General features: G+C 57.9%; 16 protein-coding genes. 4 read left to right on the top strand and 12 right to left on the bottom strand.

Going from position 1 to position 16,427, the window contains the following annotated elements:
- Positions 1-21: 21 nt before the first annotated feature.
- The 6 genes from trmD to NNL35_RS13495 form a co-directional block, all read right to left on the bottom strand.
- Positions 22-894 (bottom strand): tRNA (guanosine(37)-N1)-methyltransferase TrmD, encoded by an 873-nt coding sequence (trmD, locus tag NNL35_RS13520; RefSeq protein ID WP_254553440.1) that lies wholly within the window; start codon positions 892-894, stop codon positions 22-24.
- Positions 894-1,412: a ribosome maturation factor RimM gene (gene rimM / locus NNL35_RS13515; RefSeq protein ID WP_006676645.1), complete on the bottom strand. Its 519-nt coding sequence runs from the start codon at positions 1,410-1,412 to the stop codon at positions 894-896. Before rimM ends, trmD begins: the two co-directional genes overlap by 1 nt.
- A 128-nt stretch (positions 1,413-1,540) precedes the next feature.
- Entirely contained in the window at positions 1,541-1,771 is a 231-nt protein-coding gene (locus tag NNL35_RS13510; RefSeq protein WP_087443024.1) for a KH domain-containing protein, read from the bottom strand.
- Between the two features lie 23 nt (positions 1,772-1,794).
- Entirely contained in the window at positions 1,795-2,067 is a 273-nt protein-coding gene (rpsP, locus tag NNL35_RS13505) for a 30S ribosomal protein S16 (protein WP_006676643.1), read from the bottom strand.
- A gap of 54 nt (positions 2,068-2,121) precedes the next feature.
- The gene (ffh, locus tag NNL35_RS13500) at positions 2,122-3,495 is read right to left on the bottom strand and encodes a signal recognition particle protein (RefSeq protein ID WP_006676642.1); all 1,374 of its coding nucleotides are present in this window, start codon (positions 3,493-3,495) and stop codon (positions 2,122-2,124) included.
- 19 nt (positions 3,496-3,514) lie between these two features.
- Complete coding sequence (locus tag NNL35_RS13495; RefSeq protein ID WP_087443022.1) at positions 3,515-3,874, bottom strand: putative DNA-binding protein; 360 nt, start codon at positions 3,872-3,874, stop codon at positions 3,515-3,517.
- Positions 3,875-4,118: 244 nt separating this feature from the next.
- Here NNL35_RS13495 and NNL35_RS13490 point away from each other — a divergent pair, with 244 nt between their 5' ends.
- Positions 4,119-4,880, top strand: a complete 762-nt coding sequence (locus NNL35_RS13490) for a MerR family transcriptional regulator (RefSeq protein ID WP_254553439.1) — start codon at positions 4,119-4,121, stop codon at positions 4,878-4,880.
- A gap of 89 nt (positions 4,881-4,969) precedes the next feature.
- Here NNL35_RS13490 and trhA read toward each other — a convergent pair whose 3' ends face one another.
- From trhA to NNL35_RS13465, 5 genes are all read right to left on the bottom strand, one after another.
- Positions 4,970-5,617, bottom strand: a complete 648-nt coding sequence (gene trhA / locus NNL35_RS13485; protein WP_254553438.1) for a PAQR family membrane homeostasis protein TrhA — start codon at positions 5,615-5,617, stop codon at positions 4,970-4,972.
- Positions 5,618-5,783: 166 nt separating this feature from the next.
- Positions 5,784-6,653 carry a MurR/RpiR family transcriptional regulator gene (locus NNL35_RS13480; protein ID WP_254553437.1) on the bottom strand — a complete coding sequence of 290 codons (870 nt, stop codon included), beginning with the start codon at positions 6,651-6,653 and terminating at the stop codon, positions 5,784-5,786.
- A 260-nt stretch (positions 6,654-6,913) separates the two neighbouring features.
- Positions 6,914-7,891 carry a GNAT family N-acetyltransferase gene (locus NNL35_RS13475; RefSeq protein WP_254553436.1) on the bottom strand — a complete coding sequence of 326 codons (978 nt, stop codon included), beginning with the start codon at positions 7,889-7,891 and terminating at the stop codon, positions 6,914-6,916.
- Positions 7,892-7,919: 28 nt separating this feature from the next.
- Entirely contained in the window at positions 7,920-9,311 is a 1,392-nt protein-coding gene (locus NNL35_RS13470) for a (Fe-S)-binding protein (protein WP_254553435.1), read from the bottom strand.
- A gap of 11 nt (positions 9,312-9,322) precedes the next feature.
- Positions 9,323-10,738 (bottom strand): FAD-binding oxidoreductase, encoded by a 1,416-nt coding sequence (locus NNL35_RS13465; protein WP_254553434.1) that lies wholly within the window; start codon positions 10,736-10,738, stop codon positions 9,323-9,325.
- Between the two features lie 319 nt (positions 10,739-11,057).
- Here NNL35_RS13465 and NNL35_RS13460 point away from each other — a divergent pair, with 319 nt between their 5' ends.
- The 3 genes from NNL35_RS13460 (at position 11,058) to NNL35_RS13450 (ending at position 14,656) form a co-directional block, all read left to right on the top strand.
- Positions 11,058-12,290, top strand: a complete 1,233-nt coding sequence (locus tag NNL35_RS13460; RefSeq protein WP_254553433.1) for an MFS transporter — start codon at positions 11,058-11,060, stop codon at positions 12,288-12,290.
- A gap of 107 nt (positions 12,291-12,397) precedes the next feature.
- Positions 12,398-12,733 carry an ArsR/SmtB family transcription factor gene (locus NNL35_RS13455; protein ID WP_006676633.1) on the top strand — a complete coding sequence of 112 codons (336 nt, stop codon included), beginning with the start codon at positions 12,398-12,400 and terminating at the stop codon, positions 12,731-12,733.
- A gap of 156 nt (positions 12,734-12,889) precedes the next feature.
- Positions 12,890-14,656, top strand: coding sequence for a SulP family inorganic anion transporter (locus NNL35_RS13450; RefSeq protein WP_254553432.1), 1,767 nt, complete (start codon positions 12,890-12,892; stop codon positions 14,654-14,656).
- A gap of 64 nt (positions 14,657-14,720) precedes the next feature.
- On the opposite strand, the gene NNL35_RS13445 is transcribed toward NNL35_RS13450, so the two are convergent.
- Entirely contained in the window at positions 14,721-15,938 is a 1,218-nt protein-coding gene (locus tag NNL35_RS13445; protein WP_254553431.1) for a bis-aminopropyl spermidine synthase family protein, read from the bottom strand.
- Positions 15,939-16,427 lie beyond the last annotated feature (489 nt).

The following is a 16,427-nucleotide window of genomic DNA, read 5'->3' as shown; positions in this document are numbered from 1 at the left end:
CCGGGGAAGTGCTCTTCTGCGCTATTCCTTATTCGCTTCATCCGCTTGGCGCTCCGTGATGATACGCTCCAGCAGCTTACGATCCGCCTCATTGAGCTCGATGGACTCGAGCAGATCCGGACGCCGTTCCACGGTGCGCCGCAGGGACTGCTCTTTGCGCCACTGCTTCACCTTCGCATGGTGGCCGCTCAACAGCACATCCGGCACCGTCCAGCCGCGGAAATCGGCCGGCCGCGTATAGTGCGGATATTCCAGCAGGCCGGTGCTGAATGAATCGGTCACCGCCGAAGATTCATTGCCCAACACGCCCGGCAGGAGGCGCACGACCGAGTCGGTCACGACCATCGCCGGCAGCTCGCCGCCGGTCAGCACATAATCGCCGATCGACAGCTCATCGGTAACGAGGTGCTCGCGGATTCGCTCATCGTAGCCTTCATAATGGCCGCAGACCAAGATGAGATGCGATTCCTGCGCCAGCTCCTCCGCCTTGGCCTGGGTGAACGGCTCGCCCTGCGGGCACATCAAGATGACCCGCGGCCGCTTCCGTTCCAGACGGTTCGGGCCATTCAGCCCGTCCGAACCATGGGGAACATTCGGGACATCCGAATCGTCCGCCGCTGGGGCTTGCCCTTCCTGCGGAAGCCGCGTCCGCTCCGCCTCTGCCTGCGCAATCACGGCTTCGACGGCCGCGAAGATCGGCTCCGGCTTGAGCACCATGCCCCCGCCGCCTCCGTATGGATAATCGTCCACGGTCTGATGCTTGTTCCCGGAATAGTCCCGGAAATTGACCGCATTCAAGGTGACGAGCCCTTTTTCCTGCGCCTTCCCCAATATGCTGGAGCGGAACACGCCCTCACACATCTCCGGGAAGATCGTCAATACATCGATGCGCATTACAGAAGCCCCTCCATCAGATGGACCTTCACCAGCTTGCCGGGAATATCAACGTCGAGGATGACATCCGGAATGGCTGGAAGCAGAATCGGCTTGCCCTTCGCAGGCTTGACGACCCAGACATCATTCGCGCCCGGCGCCAGAATTTCGCTAATGACGCCCAGTTCTTCCTCTTCATCAGTTACGACGCGGCAGCCGATAATCTCATGATAGTAGTATTCATCCTCCGGCAGTTCCTTCTGCTGTTCGGCAGTAACATAGAGAATCCAGCCCTTATAGCGTTCCACGTCATTGATGTTGTCGAAATTTTTGAATTTTACAATGTAGACATTTTTCTGCGGCCGCGCGCGTTCCACGGTGACTAAGAGCGACTCCTTTGTCTCCGGGTGCTGCAGAATCAGCTCGCTGCCCGAAGCGAAGCGCTCTTCCGGGAAGTCAGTGCTCGCCACTATTTTGACATCGCCGCGAATGCCGTGGGTATTGACCAGCTTGCCGACGGTATACAATTGTTCAGACATAACGTCTCGATCCTCCTGCTATTACGGGTCTTCCCTAAAGGTAGTGCAACAAGCATTATAAGTGTATCACAATTGCTTCATCTATACGAAAAAGGGTTAGGATCTCATCCTAACCCGTTTCGTCATGATTAAGAAATAATGTCTACGGCAACCCGTTTTGGAATCGTAACGGCTGCCGATGTGACGACCGTGCGAAGCGCCTTGGCAATGCGACCTTGCTTCCCAATAACCTTCCCGACATCGTCAGGATGGACGTGAAGCTCATACACGATGATATGGTCTTTCTCCACGGCCTTCACACGGACCTCCTCCGGATGATCGACCAAAGCGCGTGCGATAACATACACTAACTCTTCCATTCGCGACCCTCCGAACGGTTAGATTACTTCTGGTATTTTTGCTCATGGAACTTCTTCATGACGCCAGCTTGGCTAAGCAAGTTGCGAACGGTGTCAGAAGCTTGTGCCCCTGTTTGCAGCCATTTCAACGCTTTTTCTTCGTCGATGTTAACGACTGCCGGTTGAGCTACCGGATTGTAGTAACCGATTTCCTCGATGAATCGACCATCACGCGGAGAGCGGGAGTCAGATACAACGACACGATAGAACGGAGCTTTATGAGCACCGATACGTTTCAGACGGATACGTACTGCCACGACTTTCACCTCCTTAACGGAATTCGGTTCGTTATGGGGAACCGGCCCTATGCATCAGCGGAAAGGAAATCTCATTCCTTTGCCGGCCTTGCTCTTCAAATTCTTCATCATCTTCGGACCCTTCGGCCCCATCATCTCGGTGAACTGCTTCATCATCCGGCGCATCTCGTCGAACTGCTTAATCAGCCGGTTGACGTCGGCCAGCGAGGTTCCGCTGCCAGCAGCGATCCGCTTGCGGCGGCTATGATTGATAAGATCGGGATCTTGCCGCTCCTCATTCGTCATCGAGCGCACAATCGCCTCGATCCGGCCCATCTGGCGTTCATCCACCTTCAGATTGGCCGTCTGCTTCATCTTGTTCATGCCCGGAATCATGTCCAAAATCTGATCGATTGGCCCGAGCTGCTTCACCTGCTGCATCTGCTCCAGGAAATCGTCGAACGTAAATGCGGCATTGCGCATTTTCATCTCCATTTCCTTCGCCTTGTCCGCATCGATGTTCGCCTGCGCCTTCTCGATGAGTGACAGCATGTCCCCCATACCGAGAATCCGGGACGCCATCCGCTCCGGATGGAACGGCTCAAGCGCATCGATCTTCTCGCCAAGAGCGGCGAACTTGATTGGACAGCCTGTCACGGCCTTGACCGACAGCGCCGCGCCGCCGCGCGTATCGCCATCCAGCTTCGTCAGCACGACGCCGGTAAGCGCCAGCTGCTGGTTAAAGCTCTCCGCGACATTGACCGCATCCTGACCGGTCATCGCATCGACGACGAGCAGAACTTCGTCCGGATTCACCGTCTCGTGAATCTGCTTAAGTTCCTCCATCAGCGCTTCATCGATATGCAAGCGGCCCGCCGTATCGACGATCACATAGTCGAGGTGGTTGGCGCGCGCATGCTCCATCGCCTGGCGCGCAATCTCTACCGGGCTGACCTGATCCCCCAGGGAGAAGACCGGCACATTAATCTGCGCGCCCAGCACCTCCAGCTGCTTGATGGCGGCTGGCCGATAAATGTCGGCCGCGACCAGCAGCGGCTTATGGTTCTGCTTCTGCAGCAGCTTCGCCAGCTTCCCGGACGTCGTCGTCTTCCCGGCGCCTTGCAAGCCGGCCATCATGATGACCGTCGGCGGCTTGTTCGCCTTGGCCAGCTTGGCCGCCGTTCCGCCCATCAGCTCGGTCAGTTCCTTGTTGACGATGTCAACGATGACCATGCCCGGCGTGAAGCTCTTCATCACTTCCTGGCCGACGGCCTTCTCCTTCACCTTATTGATGAATTCCTTGACGACCTTGAAGTTGACATCGGCCTCCAGCAGCGCGAGGCGCACCTCGCGCATCGCTTCGTTGACGTCGTCTTCGGTTACTTTTCCCTTGCCGCGCAGCTTGCCGAATACATTCTGCAGCCGGCTCGTTAGTCCTTCAAATGCCATTCCTATTCACCCCGTTCCCTTAATCCAACGCCTGCAGTTCACGGATAATCTTCTGCAGTTCCGCACGCTGCGGGTCGGGCATACCCATTATCTCATTCAATTCGTCGCGCAGCGCATCCAGCAGCTGCTTCCGGCGTTCGTACTTCGCTACCAATCCGAGCTTGCTCTCATAGGAGCCGAGCGTCTGTTCCGCCCGCTTAATATGTTCATACACCGCCTGGCGGCTAATGCCGAATTCAGCGGCGATCTCGCCTAATGAAAAATCATCTTGAAAATAACATTTCAGGAACGTCTGCTGCTTCTCCGTCAAGAGAGGTTCATAGAAATCGAACAGCATATTGACGCGGTTCGTCTTCTCCAGAACATGTTCCTCGTTCATCCGGGCCACTCCTTTCGTCAAGGAAAAAACCTTTACAGCCCATCAACGTTCCTAATCATATCCGAAACCGACCACCATGTCAAGGGATCAACCTTAACATTCGCACATTTCTTTTTTTGCATATTGACCGTAACGTTACGTCACCCTTTATAATGGGCGTGTTCAAAAAGGCGGGTTTTCAGCACCAAGAAGGTTGCTTGAACACTTGAACTCGAAGCAGAGGCATGAAGGGGGCGATGAATCGATGGCCTACACCGTAAACGATGTATCGAAGCTATCCGGCGTCACTATCCGGACATTGCGGTATTACGATCAGATCGGATTGCTGAAGCCGGCCTATGTCGGAGAGAATGGCTACCGCTATTACGAAGACGATCAGCTGCGGCAGCTGCAGCATATTTTGTTTTTTCGGGAGCTGGATCTCCCCTTGACGGACATTCAGGGGCTGATGCAGTCGGATACCTTCGATCAGAGGGCAGCACTCCAGCAGCACCGCCAGCTGCTGACCGAACGAATCGAGCGGCTTCAGCGACTGGTGGCCACGCTGGATCGCACGATGGACGACACGAAAGGAGAACAAGTCATGAACGCAGAGCAATGGTTCGACGGATTTGACCGAAGCAAGCAGGAGAAGTATGTAGAGGAATTGAAGGAAAGATACGGAGCGGGCGCTGAACGCCATATCCGGGAGAGCGAAGCGCGCTCCAACGCCTGGTCGCGCAGCGACTGGCAGGAAGTGCAGCAGGAGTCCGAGCGCATTCACGATCGAATAGCGTCTCTCATTCGGGAGGGCTTCCCACCGGAAAGCGACCCGATTCAGGAGGTTATCGCCGAGCACTTCCAATGGGTGAGCCGCTTCTACACCCCAACGCGAGAGGTCTATGCCGGCCTGGGCGAATTGTACGTGGACCACGCCGATTTCCGCAAGCTGTACGACCGATTCCATCCCGCTCTGGCGGAGACGCTGCGCGACGCCATGCGCATTTACGCCGAGCGCCATCTGTAATTGTAATATTATTCGCCATGAAGAGAGGCGTCATGCCGGCCGCATTCCTGCGTGGCATGGCGTCCCTCCTTCCTAAAAACTGCGTGCTGTCAGCCGAGCAGGACATAGCGGTAAATGCATACGAAATGCAGTCCCGCCCCCGCCAGCACGAACAGATGCCAGATCGCATGGTGATACGCAAGCTTTTCCCATACGAAGAATACGATGCCCGCCGAGTAGCTGATGCCTCCGCATACGAGCAGGACAAGACCCGCCGGTGACAGCACGGCGGACAACTCCGGCCAGGCCGCGACAATGAGCCAGCCCATCGCGAGATAACCGATCGTCGAGATCCACATGTACCGCCCCGTATAGTATCGCTTCACTATAATGCCGGCAATCGCCGTCCCCCAGATGGCCCCGAGCAGCTTCCAGCCGAATTCATTCCGCATGTACACAAGCAGAAACGGCGTGTAGTTCCCGCCAATGAATACATAAATGGACATATGATCCGCCATCGTCAGCCATGCCTTGCGCTCCCCTTCGGGGGTGCTGTGCATGATCGTCGATATCGCGAACATCATCACGAGCGTCAGCCCATACACGCCCGCGCTGACGATATGCCATACCGTCCCATGGCTTATCCCCGCCTCCACCAGCAGAGCCAACGCGCCGAGACTGCATACCATTCCGATGCCGTGCGTATAAGCGCTCGCCCTTTCGTCTCTTCGCTTCATCAACGACGGCCGATCCATCATTCGGGTTCCCTCCTTGCCGTGTTCTGCCTGCCGCCAACATCATCTGGGCGGATTACATTATATGCAGGCGGGCGGCGGCGGTGCGGAAGCCTCGGAGCGCGAAGCCCCTCCTGCGGCATGAAGTCACGGGAGGGGCCGTTGCCCGGAGTATCAGGTTGTCCAACTCTTAACCGTGCCGGTCCTTGATGAAGCGAATCGCTTCCCGCGTCTGATCCAAGTATTGCACGGTCTCGTCATATTGATGAGAGGCGACGCACATGAACAGCACATCGATGATGTGTAACTGGGCAAGCCGGGAAGACGTCGCGGCGCTCCGGAACGTCGCTTCCTTCGTCGCCGAGATGTACAGGTTGATGCCCGCTTCCGCGGCGACCGGCGAATCTCCGTAGTGGGTCAGGCTGACCGTCTGGCAGCCCTTCGCATTGGCCAGCTTCAGCAGGTCGACCACTTCCAAGGTCTCTCCGGAATAGGAAATGCCAAATACGACATCCTCCTCCGTCATGTTCGCAATATTCATTGCAGCCACATGCAGATCCGTAAACGCGGTGGCCGGCTTGTTAATCCGGAGAAATTTCTGCTGCGCATCCATGCCGATTATCGACGATGCCCCCACGCCGAAAAAATGGATGTTCCGTGCCCGGATCAACAGCTCGGCCACCGCAGCCATATCGTGAAGGTTCACAATCTCCGATGTCTCCCGCAGCGCCTGAATGCTGTTGTTCGTCACGGTCGCCAATACCGTGTCAACCTGCTCATTCGGCTTGATGTCGCGGTACCCTTCGCTCTCCGACTTATTCAAATCTCCGACAATGCGCAGCTTCAATTCCTGAAAGCCCTTTAACTTCAGCGATTTGCATAAGCGGATGACGGCAGCGCTGCTGGCATGGCATTTCTCTCCCAGCTCGGAAGCGGTCAGCGAGATCGCTTCTTCGGGATGCGCCAAAATATACGACGCGATTTTCTTCTCGGACGGAGGCAGCTTGCCCAGCATATCGGACAGCATGATCAGGCCGCCTTTCGTCGGCGAAGCAAACATGGGTGGTTCCCCCTTTCATTCCGCTCGGACACGTTCTCGGATGCTTGTCCATGCCTGATATCGTATCCTGATGTCTCTATCTTACCTTGCGGCACGGCCGAACGCCATCGGTATCTGACCGGCATGGCGCAGCAGCGGCAAATGGACGGGCCGCCCCCGGGCCCGCCCGTCCACCATACGCCCAGGCATCTGCAATGCATCGCCCGGGGCGCTCCTATGTTGGCCACTGCTTCTCCCTGTTCCGGCAAGAGCGCACGGCCCTACGAATCCTCGCTCCACGACTTCGCCATCAGATCGTAGCTCTTCCACGGCTGAAAGCCAAGCTTGGCGTAAAACTCGACGAGCTCTGTCCAGTCGATGACGAGATGCTTCATCCCGCGCGCCTGCAATTCCGCGATGCCTTCCTCTACCAAGGCCAGCCCGTAGCCTTTGCCGCGATAACGGCTGTCCACGCCGAGCGGACCGATCCCGCCGAGCGGCTCCGGGACGAGCGGAGCCCAGTACGTATTCTGGGCGATATACGGGGAAGCTTCATCGTTGACGCGGCAGAAGCCGATCATCTCTCCGCTCTCTGTGAACAGGCCGAGGAATTCCCGGCCTTGCCCTCCGCGTTCCCAATAGCACTGCGCCTCATAATACCAGCGTCCAGGGAAGCATCTGCGGAAAAAACGCAGCATTTCTTCCCGATCGCTACATTGCAGCAGTCTCGCCTGCGCGCCCCCAGAATAGGCCGGACGGACGGCGGGTTCATTCTTGACGCTTGCATACAGATCATGCACTTCATATAAAAAGCGGTAGCCTCTCCGCTCCAGCCATGGGCGGGCCGATGCGAGCGCTGTCGGAACTCCGGGGAAATAATGCCACGGATCCCGTCCCATAAAGACTTTGTCCACGCCGGCCGATTGCAACGCTTCTTCCGCCAGCGCAAGCAGCCGGCTTCCCAGCCCGCGGCCCCTCGCCTCGGAACGAACGACCAGCGCCTGAATCCAGCCCCCGCCTTCCCCCAGCTTCATGCCGCGTTCTTCTTCCTGCCACGTCTTCGCTATGACGAAGCCGAGCAGCGTTCCATCCGGTCCATGAGCCAGCCATGAACCCGGTGCATAGACATTGACATCTTGCAACGTATTGTGCCGAAGCAGCTCTTCCCGCATCGGAAAATGCTCGCCCAACTCCCGGTTCCATAAGTCAAGCATCGGAACCAGCCACTCGGCCTGCAATGGAATGACATTCACGTCCATTCCTCCTGCCTGTATTTAGTATGAAATATTATTTCAACACTTTTTCCGCAAAATAATCGACAATATGCATAACTTGAATCCGGTCATGCGCTTGCTCCCGTTCCACTCCCGCCTTCATCTGCAGCAGACAGCCCGGGTTGCTCGTCAAGATGACGGAAGCCTGCGTATTGTCCACCGCGTCCATTCGCGCGTCGAGAATATCGTTCGCCATCTGCGGCTGCACCAGATTATAAATGCCTGCCGAACCGCAGCAGATCTCCGCCCCTTCCAGCTCCACGAACTTCGTATTCGGCATCATGCGCAGCAAGCGGCGCGGACTGTCGCCGGACCGCATCACATTGCGGAGATGGCATGAATCTTGATAGGTGACCGTGACGGAGCGGCGCGAATCCGCATCCGGTGATCGCTTGGCCGGATCCGCCAGTTCGTTCCAACGGCCCGAGCGCAGCAGCAGCTCGCTAATATCCTTCACTTGCTTGCAAAATTGTCGCGCCGGTTCGGCCCATTCCGCTTCCTCCGCCAATAGATGATCATACTCGATCAGCGTCGCCCCGCAGCCCCCCGCATTGGAGGCGATGTAATCCACGTCCGCTTCCCGGAACGCCTTCACATTCTGCAAGGCGAACTCTCGCGCCGTCTTCCGGTCGCCGCTATGGGAGAACAAGGCGCCGCAGCAGGACTGCTCCTCCGGAATGACGACATCGTAGCCGGCCTCCGTCAACAGACGCACCGTATTGACATTCGTCTCCGTGAACAGCACATCCATAATGCAGCCGCGGAACAGCCCGACCGTGCCGATGCGTTCCCCCTTCGCAGGGAACCGGTGCCCGCCGGCCCGCTTCACGACGCCGCGGCTGTCGGCCTGGGGCATAATCCGCTCCATCGTCTGCATATGCTGCGGAAGCCATCGCAGCATCCGGCCCCGCCGTGCCAGCCGCTGCAGACCGGAGCGCTGATACGCTTGCAATATCGTGCTCATCAGCCGCAAGCGGCGATGGCGCTTGAAGACAGGCTTCGCCAGCTTATGCAGCCGGCGCAGCGGTACCGATCCGGGCTGCGGCTCCGTATGCTCGAACAAGACTTCCCGCGTCTGCTCCAACAGTTGGCCGTATTTGACATCGGAGGGGCATACCGGCTCGCAAGCACGGCAGCCCAGACACAGATCCATCTGCTGCTTGAAGGCCGCGTCCGGCTCCATCAGCCCGTCCGCCACCGCCTTCATGAGGGCGATGCGCCCGCGCGGAGAAGCGGCTTCCAGGCCGGTCTCCCGGAACGTCGGGCAAGACGGCTGGCAAAATCCGCAGCGCATGCAGTTCATCAGCTGCTCGTAATCGAGCGTCTGGACCAGCTGCCGCTGCAGCGCGCCCGGCTGACGCTGACCGCGTTCCTTGTCCTGCAGGCCGTTCTCGCTGTTGGTCATGCTGCCGCAGCTCATCGCGTAATCACCAGCCTTTTGCGTGCGGGCTTGGCGAAGATTTTGCCCGGATTCATGATGCCGTTCGGGTCGAACGCCTGCTTGATCCCTTTCATGACGGCGATGCCGGCCTCCCCGACCTTCCATTCCAGATAAGGCGCCTTGACCGTGCCGACGCCGTGCTCGCCGGTGATGGTGCCGCCGAGCCGGATCGCCTCCTCGAAAATATCGGCGAACGCCTGCTCCACCCGTTCGATCTCCGCGCTGTCTCTCGCATCCGTCGTACAGGTTGGATGCAGATTCCCGTCCCCGGCATGGCCGAAGGTGCAAATATTCAACTCGTATTGGGCCGCAATCCGGTTAATGGCCAAGACCATATCCGCGATGCGGGAACGGGGAACCGTCGCATCCTCCAATATCGTCGTCGGCCGGATGCGCGCCAAGGTCGATAGTGCGCTGCGCCTCGCCTTCATCAGCTGCTCCGCCTCATGCTCATCCTGCGCCATATCGATGCGGGCCGCCCCTTCCTCCCGGCATATCGAGGCGATGGCGTCCATATCCTTCCCGACGCCAAGCGGCTCCTGCCCGTCCTGCTCGATCAAGAGCACCGCTTCCATATCGGTCGGCAGGCCGATATGATTGTATTCCTCCACGACCCGTATCGTCGGCTGATCCATGAACTCCAGCGTCGCGGGAATGATGCCGGCGCCCACAATCCCCGAGACGGAGCGCGCGGCTGCGTAAATGTCTTCAAAAGCAACCAGCATCGTCTGTCTCACTTTGGGCGCAGGGATGAGCTTCACCGTCGCCTCCGTTACGATGGCGAGCGTCCCTTCGGACCCGACGAGCAGCTTCGTCAAGTCGTAGCCGGCAACGTCCTTGTACAGCTTGCCGCCCGTCCGGATGACCTCACCGGAAGGAAGAACCGCCTCCAGACCGATGACATAGTCCTTGGTCGTGCCGTACTTCAAGCCGCGCAATCCGCCGGCGCCCTCCATAATGTTGCCGCCCAAGGTCGAGATCACCATGCTGCTCGGATCGGGCGGATAGAACAGCCCCTTCTTCTCAGCCTCGCGGTGGAACTGCTTCGTATTCAGCCCCGGCTGGAACGTGGCCGTAAGATTGTCGGTATCGAGCTCCAGCAGCTTGTTCATGCGGGTCATCGCCACGACGATGCCTCCGGATACCGGCACCGTGCCGCCGCAGAGATTGCTGGCCGCTCCCCGCGGGACAATCGGAATGCGGTGCTCATTCGCCAGCCGGAGAATATGCTGCACGTCCTGCGTTGATTCCGGGTAGACGACCGCATCCGGCAGCGTCTGAAGCATCGGTGTCGCATCATACGAATGCGTGATAAGCGCTTCCATATCGTCGCGGAACCGTTCCGGGCCAAGCAGCCGAAGCATCTCTTGCCGCACTTCGTTCAATATCATCGTATTTCCCTCCTGTTGGTGATGTCCTCGAGCAGGCATACTGTTCAGATGATCTGATTGCTTCAAGCAAACGCATTCTGAAATTTTTTTTCAAAGATATATTATGATTTATGGTTTAATATATCAGGAACATCGAATAAAGGAAAGACAGTTCGCAGAAAAAACTGAGGCAGGCCAGTAAAGTAGAATAATTATTACAAAAAAATAAGTAGCATACTTATTCCGACATGGTATAATAGGAAAAAATTACTTTAACGCGTTATTCGCCAAGACCGGTCCCCGTCTTCCACGCGAACCGCCGATGCAATGAGGTGTTTGCTTGAATCGTTCCTTTTATTCGTTATTATCAAGCCGATCATTCGCCAATCTGGCCGGATCGCTCTATATGATGACATTGATCGCCGCCGTATACCAACTGACCGGGTCGGCGGCCTTCGCCGGAGCGGTCTCCTTCGTCCGCTCCATCGCCGTGCTGTCGAGCAGCTTCTCGCTGCCGTTCTGGTATACGAAGCTGACGGTTGCTAACGTGACACGGCTGTTCCTGCTGCTCCAATGCGCGCTGTCCGCGCTTGTGGCCTTCTCTCTGGCGCCCCTGTCAGCGATGCTGCCGACGTCGGCGTTTCTCGGCTATGCGTTCGGCGGCATCGTGCTTATCGGCTATGTCGAAGGATGCGCATCCGCCGCGGCCAATGCGCTCTATCCGCGCCTCGTCGACGAGGACAAGCGCGTGCAGGCCAACAGCCTCGTCTCGACCAGCATGCAGATGCTGTCGCTGCTCGGCTGGACCGCCGGCGGCATTCTTGTCGCCAAGCTCGGCCATTCGCTCGTGCTGCAGTTGTCCTCCGGGCTGCTGCTCCTCGGCTGCCTCTTCCTCGTCCGCCTGTCTCATAAGGAACAGGTTGAACGGAAGGAGAAAGGATCCCGCTCCATGCTGGCCGGCTGGACCTTTCTGTTCACGCATCCGCAGATGCGGATCATTACGTGGATGGATATCGTCGAAGGAATCGCGGGCGGCATCTGGATTGGAGGCGTCACGCTCGTATTTGCGCAGGAAGTGCTGCAGAAGGATGAAGCGTGGTGGGGCTATATCAATGCCGCCTACTATGCAGGCACCATTATCGGCGGGCTGATTACGCTCAAGCTGTCGGCCCTCATCCACCGCCATCTCGTGAGCACCATTATTGTCGGTTCCTTCGGCGTGAGCCTGTTCGCCTACGGCTACGCGTTCAATACGCAGGCCTTCATCGCCCTGGCCATCGTCCTGCTGATGGGCCCGTTCTACCAGCTGCGCGATATCGCCCAGCGGACCTATGTCCAGCAATACACTCCGCTCGCCGAGCAGCCGAATGTGTTCGCGGCGCAGAGCACGATCAACTATGTTCTGTTCGGGGTGTCGGTGCTATTCGCCGGAACAGTGGCCGATATGTGGGGCCCGCAGGCGGTATATATCGTTGGAGGGACGATGTACTTGCTCTCGGCGAGCACCGGGTTCATTCTGAAGAAGAAACATGCGGCGGCAGAGGGCCATGATTCCCCGCCGCTCTCATCCTGATGAGACCGAGGCACCATCGCATCGGTCTCCATGCTTCTTTTCCAGAAGCGTCCGTTTTGTGGTACACTATTCTATATCTACTCTTTCTATGACAAAGGGAGTACGCCATGTATCCGGACATTCAACAGTTCAAAGCCGAGTTTTTCAAAGCGCTGGCACACCCCTTGAGAATCAAAATATTGGAGGTTCTGTGCGAAGGCGACAAGACGGTGAACGAAATCCAGTCGATCCTTGGCATCGAGGGTTCGGCCGTCTCGCAGCAATTGGCCGTCCTGCGCGGCAAGAACGTCGTCTACGGCGTCAAGGACGGAACCTCGGTTATTTATTCTCTGCGCGATCCGATGATTAAGGATCTGCTTCAGGTGGCAAAGCGCATCTTCGACAATCATCTTGTCAACTCGATTTCGATGCTGCAAAACATCAAAAAGCAAGAATCTTCATAAAAGAGAGGGATTCGAGTAACGGACTCGGGTTTCCTCTCTTTTCCCTTTCTGGCCGCCATACACGGCGCTACACCGGCTTTGACAGAAGCGGAAATGATATATATGATTTTTTGTATATTCAAATAATCAGATATTTAGAAATGGTGGGGAAAGTGAATGAAACCGTTGTTGCGCGGACGTTATGCCGGATATACCGTGCAGGCACTGAAGAAAGATATGATTTCCGGGAGCATTGTCGGCATTGTCGCCATTCCATTAGGGATGGCGTTTGCCATTGCTTCGGGCGTCAAGCCGGAGTACGGGCTCTATACGACGATCGTCGCGGGCCTGCTCATTTCGCTGCTGGGCGGTTCGCGCTTCCAGATCGGGGGGCCGACGGGCGCGTTCATTCCGATTTTGTTCGCCATCGTCCTGCAGTATGGCTACGAAAATCTGCTCATCGCCGGCTTCATGGCCGGGGTCATGCTCTTGCTGATGGGTCTGCTCCGCTTCGGAGCCGTCATCCGCTTCATCCCGCGGCCGGTCACAATCGGATTCACCTCCGGGATCGCCGTCATCATCTTTACGGGGCAGATCGCGGATTTCCTCGGTGTGCACGTTGACAAGCAGGGCGGCTTCATCGCAGACATGCGCGCCCTTGTCCTGCAGCTGCCGTCGCTCAACCTATACAGCGTATTGACCGCCGCCCTCTGTCTTGCCGTCCTGTTGATCACACCAAGATGGCTGCCCCGGATTCCGGGATCGCTGATTGGCCTGCTCATCTCCAGCTTGGCTGCCGCCTGGTTCTTCCCGGGCCAGGTCGCCACGATCGGCTCGACCTTCGGCGACATTCCGGCCGGCTTGCCCGAATTCCGGGTGCCGGCAATCAGCTGGGATCGCATCGTCCATCTGCTGCAGCCCGCCTTCGTCATCGCGATGCTCGGCGGCATCGAATCGCTCCTGTCCGCCGTCGTCGCCGACGGCATGACGGGCGATCGGCACAAAAGCAACCGCGAACTCGTCGGTCAAGGAATCGCCAACATGGTCACGCCGCTGTTCGGCGGCATACCCGCGACCGGAGCGATCGCCCGGACGGCGACCAATATCCGGAACGGAGCCGTATCTCCCGTGTCCGGGGTCGTGCATGCGCTTGTCGTGCTGCTGGTGCTGCTGTTCTTCGCGCCGTACGCCTCGAATATTCCGCTTGCCGCCATGGCGCCGATTCTGATGGTCGTCGCCTGGAACATGAGCGAGCGCAAAGCTTTTCTGCATATTTTGCGGACACGGACCGCCGATTCGATTATTTTGACCGTCACCTTTCTGCTGACCGTCTTCTTCAATCTGACGGTGGCGGTGCAGGCCGGGCTCGTGCTGGCCGTCGTTCTGTTCGTGAAGCGGATGAGCGAAGGCGTCAAGGTCGCCAAGGTACTGCCCGATCCGGCCGACCGGAAGGCCAAGGTCTCTTCCCGGATCGTGAAAGACGGCCGCCATTGCCCGCAAATCAGCATGTTCACGGTCGAAGGGCCGCTATTCTTCGGAGCGGCCCAGTCATTCGAGCAGTCGCTGGCCGATCAGTCCGCAGACACCCCGCTCGTGCTGATTCTGCGCATGGGCCGCGTCCCGTACATGGATACGACCGCCGAATCGAATCTGTCGGCTCTCGTCGGCCGCGTGCAGCGCCAAGGCGGCATCGTGCTGGTGACCGGCATCCATGACCAGCCGCGAACGCTGCTGTCCCGGACCGGACTGGCCGATTGCATCGGGGCCGAGCATTTCTTCGATCGGACGGGCGCTGCCATCGACTTCGCCTTGACGCGCATCAGTCCGGCGCGCTGTCAAGGGTGCAGGCACTTCGCGTTCCGGGAGTGTACTGCCCTGTCCGGCGCCGGTTCGCTGCCGGACCATCCGTGCTCTGCCCGGAAGCGGGAAACCGTCCGCGCGTGAGCCTGCATAGGGAACACCGGCCTCCTCGGGGAGGCCGGTGTTCTTTTCTTTTCATTGCGTTCAACTATCCGTGTTGCCGCTCATTGGCCACGGACGGTACGGAATCCCCTGTCTCGCCGTTCTGCTTTTTTTCCACAAGCTCGAAGATGAAGCCCCCGCAGCGGGAGCAGCCGCGCTGCTTCAACTGTTCAATCGTGCCGATCTCCAAGTTCTGACCGACCCTAACCGTACCAAGGCATTGCTTGCAGCGGTACACGCGCTCCGTCCGCCGGAATTCGCCGGTATATATCGCACCTTCGTAGCGTTCCTCCTGGCCCGGAGCGGTCTGCTCCGTCGACTTCAGCACAATCATTTGCCCCTGGCCGCCAATCATTTGCGCCCCTTCATATTCATTGAAATGCGGGATAATCTCCTGCACCATCAACCCCATGCGGATGAACTCCTGCTGCATCGCCAGCGTGAAGCCGGGCGGCTTGTGCGCGAACGACAGGAACATGGGAAGCCCTTTTCTCCGCTTGAGGGCGCTGATGCCTCTGGACAGGAACAAGCTCATGCCCTGCATCGTATATGGCGGATCCGTGAAAAAGCAATCAAAGCGGCCGTGCAGCTCCTCCGGCAGCGGCTGCCGCAAATCCGCATGGTGGCATAGAATCGGCAGCTGCTCCCGCATCGCGACATCTCGAATATAGTCTAGGAAGCGCTCGTCAATATCGACGACATGAATCCCGGCCCTCAGACTGCTTCTCCCCGGGAACAGCCGCTTCAGAAGCAGTGCGAGCGAGATGCTGACCAGATCGTCGTCGCCGATGCAGAGCACCCGCTTACCGATCAGCGCGTGCTCGCGCAAGCAGAGAATCGCCCGCTTCAGACTGGTCTCCATCGTGCATTTCGATTGATCGATCTGCACATCCGCTTGCGGCCGGGCTTCATAAATGCCGCTCCAATCATTCCACCAGTCGGCCAGCACCGTCCGCCAAGCTTTATCGCCCTTCAGCAAGGCATGGTACATGGCGATATCGAGTCCGTCATAATCCCATTCCTGCTCGACCCAGGCAGCGCCTGCAGGCGTGCAGCGCACTCCCCTTTCCTGCCGGAGCAGGCCGGCGCGGATAAGCTCCTTCTTGACGGCCGTCGCAAGCGGAACCGGCAGCAGCGTGTGCCGGGCCAATTCTTTCGTCGCAATGCCCGGCTTCACATAACAGGCGATAAGCATTTGCTCAATGACATGCGGGCCTTCATCCAGGCGTATGTTTTCATGGACTGTATCGAATAGGGTTTTCATGGAAAATTCTACCTCGTTTCATCTATTAATAAGATAGAACAAGGCCATGACAGCTTCAACGCCAAAAAGGGCAGAACATGAACATACGTCCATCTTCTGCCCTGTCATCTTCGTAGCGATCGTTGCTGGTCGGCAGCCTGCTCAACGGAATGCGCCTCGCCCGAGCATGCGGAATCTGCCGGATGCGGCAGGACTTCCAGCCTGTCGCCCAGTTGCAGGCGTCGTCCCTGCAGGCTGCACCGCGCCCGGGCCGCCGCCCTGCCCAGGATCGTTCCCGGATCCTGGGCAAGCCGGCGGCTGGTCCGTGCACAACAAAAGCCGCGCTCAAGAGCACGGCTGATCGCAATCGATGGAATTCAACGTGGATGGCCTTTGTTCTTAACACGTGTGAGACATTCCATTCGCGCATCACAAACAGACGCCACAGTTCGGCTCTGTTGCGACATGGACACGATGGAATTCACGCTATCCAATTGGGTTGGTTAAGAA

Source organism: Paenibacillus dendritiformis, assembly GCF_945605565.1.
Taxonomy (GTDB): Bacteria; Bacillota; Bacilli; order Paenibacillales; family Paenibacillaceae; genus Paenibacillus_B; species Paenibacillus_B dendritiformis_A.
Note: the sequence above shows the minus strand (reverse complement) of the source record. Positions and strands in the feature narration are given on the sequence as shown.

Excerpts from the sequence above, each read along its gene's own strand:
- NNL35_RS13470 (WP_254553435.1), bottom strand. The coding sequence starts at position 9,311 with ATGACCAACAGCGAGAACGGCCTGCAGGACAAGGAACGCGGTCAGCGT.
- NNL35_RS13480 (WP_254553437.1), bottom strand. The coding sequence starts at position 6,653 with ATGTTTGCTTCGCCGACGAAAGGCGGCCTGATCATGCTGTCCGATATG.
- rimM (WP_006676645.1), bottom strand. The coding sequence starts at position 1,412 with ATGTCTGAACAATTGTATACCGTCGGCAAGCTGGTCAATACCCACGGC.
- NNL35_RS13495 (WP_087443022.1), bottom strand. The coding sequence starts at position 3,874 with ATGAACGAGGAACATGTTCTGGAGAAGACGAACCGCGTCAATATGCTG.
- trmD (WP_254553440.1), bottom strand. The coding sequence starts at position 894 with ATGCGCATCGATGTATTGACGATCTTCCCGGAGATGTGTGAGGGCGTG.
- NNL35_RS13475 (WP_254553436.1), bottom strand. The coding sequence starts at position 7,891 with ATGGACGTGAATGTCATTCCATTGCAGGCCGAGTGGCTGGTTCCGATG.
- trhA (WP_254553438.1), bottom strand. The coding sequence starts at position 5,617 with ATGATGGATCGGCCGTCGTTGATGAAGCGAAGAGACGAAAGGGCGAGC.
- ffh (WP_006676642.1), bottom strand. The coding sequence starts at position 3,495 with ATGGCATTTGAAGGACTAACGAGCCGGCTGCAGAATGTATTCGGCAAG.
- NNL35_RS13465 (WP_254553434.1), bottom strand. The coding sequence starts at position 10,738 with ATGATATTGAACGAAGTGCGGCAAGAGATGCTTCGGCTGCTTGGCCCG.
- NNL35_RS13490 (WP_254553439.1), top strand. The coding sequence starts at position 4,119 with ATGGCCTACACCGTAAACGATGTATCGAAGCTATCCGGCGTCACTATC.
- NNL35_RS13510 (WP_087443024.1), bottom strand. The coding sequence starts at position 1,771 with ATGGAAGAGTTAGTGTATGTTATCGCACGCGCTTTGGTCGATCATCCG.
- NNL35_RS13455 (WP_006676633.1), top strand. The coding sequence starts at position 12,398 with ATGTATCCGGACATTCAACAGTTCAAAGCCGAGTTTTTCAAAGCGCTG.
- NNL35_RS13445 (WP_254553431.1), bottom strand. The coding sequence starts at position 15,938 with ATGAAAACCCTATTCGATACAGTCCATGAAAACATACGCCTGGATGAA.
- NNL35_RS13450 (WP_254553432.1), top strand. The coding sequence starts at position 12,890 with ATGAAACCGTTGTTGCGCGGACGTTATGCCGGATATACCGTGCAGGCA.